The organism is Actinoallomurus sp. NPDC050550 (assembly GCF_040655075.1).
GTDB lineage: Bacteria > Actinomycetota > Actinomycetes > Streptosporangiales > Streptosporangiaceae > Actinoallomurus.
Window position 1 is genome coordinate 1 of sequence record NZ_JBFAJC010000138.1, and the last position, 2,473, is coordinate 2,473.

General features: G+C 69.0%; 1 protein-coding gene and 1 pseudogene. Both read right to left on the reverse strand.

Going from position 1 to position 2,473, the window contains the following annotated elements; all coding sequences use genetic code 11:
• Positions 1–514: 514 nt before the first annotated feature.
• Positions 515–1,954, reverse strand: a complete 1,440-nt coding sequence (locus AB0I04_RS55060; protein ID WP_360905036.1) for an ISL3 family transposase — start codon at positions 1,952–1,954, stop codon at positions 515–517.
• 220 nt (positions 1,955–2,174) lie between these two features.
• Positions 2,175–2,387 (reverse strand): annotated as a pseudogene (locus tag AB0I04_RS55065) (transposase); the annotation flags it as partial.
• Positions 2,388–2,473: the final 86 nt, after the last annotated feature.

Sequence of the window (2,473 nt, forward strand, 5' to 3'; positions counted from 1 at the left end):
CGCGGTTTCACGGTCCATGGCCGCCTCCGCGGCTGCAGCGGCACCCTGCCGCAACACCCCAAGCGACAACGGAACACCCACGCCCGGATCGGCAGCTTCGGCGGCTCTCGTGCTTACCGGGTCAGGCTCGGTGGCGGGCCGCAGAACCACCAGCCCGCCAGACACTCCCGAAGACGGGCGGGACCCGGCCCGCGCCGTGACCATCCCGTCCGGCCACAACGTCGCCGGGCTCGCCTGCACACACGCCGCACCCCGCCGAACCGTGCTGTACCGCGACGTCCGCCACTCCACCCGGCCCACCCTCCCCTGCACACCGTCCACGACCGTCAAGCCTCCCCAACCCTCCCGGACACCCCTCCACCTAAACCACGTAGCCCGGCACCTGAAAGGATTAATCCAGTCCCTCTTTCATGGCCCCGCGAAGATCGCCGGGACCTTGCCCGCTGTCCTGTCCGCGCGAACGGGTGTGTCCAGTTAACGGCTCTTCCAAGATTCCCGTGGTGACGGATGGTGCTCACGCCAGGAGTATCCGTTTTCGGAGTAGCGGCAGGCCAGCGCGTCCGTAGCACTGGCGTTTGAGCAGCTTGATCTTGTTCACGACGCCCTCGGTGGCGCCGTTGCTGTGGGGCAGGGCGAGCGCGGCGGCCACGGCGTCATGGTCGATGAGCAGGCCTTCGGCGAAGGAGCGCAGCGCAGGCACCGCCGGGTCGTCGCGGACCTGGTGGATCCAGGCGTCCAGGCGTGTGGTGTGCTCGGCCAGGTTCCCGTCGTGATCGGCGGTGAGCAGGGCGGCGAAGGAACGCACGTGATCGGCGGCGGCCTGCAGTTCGGGGCAGCGCTTGAGGGCGTGTTCCAGGCGGGTCTGCTTGGAGGGAGTGAGGCCGGCCGGGTCGGTGGTGATCCAGCCGGTGAGGCGGCGGGGCGAGGGCGGTGGATGCTCGTCGTCGGCGCGGCCTTGCTCGAAGTAGCGGTAGAGCAGTGTGGATCCGCCCTGATATCCCATCGCCTTGATCTCGCCCAGCAAGGTCCAGGTGGGCACGGCGGGCTCCTGGGCGCAGCGTTGCCGCAGGTAGTCACGGAACGGGTCGACCAGGGTGGTGGAGTATTTCGGTCCGTGGATCAGCTGCTCGGCGCGCTCGGCGGCGGCGTACCTCTTGACCGTGTTGCGTGACAGGTGCAGCTGCCGCATGATCTGCCCGTGGGAGGCTCCCTGGGAGAGCAGGGCATGCACTGCCTTGTGCCGGGTTCGGGTGCGCTGCGCGCTGGGCCCCTCGGCCCGCGCGGCGCCGCGACCGGGATCGGGGTCACTGAAGCAGGCGCGGTGCGCGATAGCGGTCTTCTCCACCGCCTCGACCAGGTTCTTCCAGACATGCCAGCGGTCGGCGACCTGCACTGCGAGCGGTGCACCCTCGCGTGATCCGGCCGCGTACGCCGTCGAGCGGTCCCGGCAGATCAGCTTCACCCCCGGGTGGGCCTTCAGCCAGGACTCCAAGGTCACCGCGAGCCGACCGTCCAGCACCGCCAGGCGCTGATGGGTGATCGCGTCGATGATCACGGTGGCATACCGGTGTGAGCGTTTGAGGGCGAAATCGTCCACCCCGATCGCTTCGGGCACCGGCGTCGCGGGGTCGGGCAGCGCCATCAACGCCGCCAGCACCGCGGTGCCCGACAGCACCACACCCGTCGCCGCCAGCAGCGACGCGGCGGCCCGCCCCGCCAGCGCGATCGCGAAGGCGCCGACCAGCTGCGCTAACGGCGGGGTGCGGCGCGCGTACCGTTCGGTCAGCCGAGGGATCTGCTCATGGAAGGTCTGACGCGGGCAGTCCAGGTTCGGGCACACCAGACGCCGCAGCGTCAGTACCAGCACCACCGCGGTCCCACCGGCCGGGGTATCGGCCAACCGCCGCCGGTAGTAGCCGTGCACCTTGCGCGTCACCGTCCCGCACGCCGGGATCCCCCCGGGACCGGCCGACGATCACCACCGTGTCGTCATCGCGCTCGACCCGCTCCACCAGGACGGCGCTCAGGTGAGGGAACACGACATCCACCATGTCACGGTCACACGCGACCTACCGTGACACCCAGACCCCAACGTTGTAGCGACCGACACACCGTCAGTTACCACGGGAATCTTGGAAGAGCCCAGTTAACGGTGTAACTCGATCTTGCAGGGTCTAGTTTCGGGCGGCGGCCAGGCGGCCCTCGAAGGTGATCTCGAAGGCGTTCAGGGCGGCTTTCCAGCGGGTGATCCAGCGTTTGCGGCCCTTGCCGGTGGGGTCCAGGCTCATGACCGCCAGGTAGATGCATTTGAGTGCGGCTTGTTCGTTGGGGAAGTGGCCGCGGGCTTTGACCGCCCGGCGGATGCGGGCGTTCACGCTCTCGAAGCTCTCTTGTCAAGCGGCTGCGGCGATGGTGGGCGCTGGGCTGCTGCGGCGGTCGTCGTCGCGCCACATGTGCCTGATGATGACGTTGG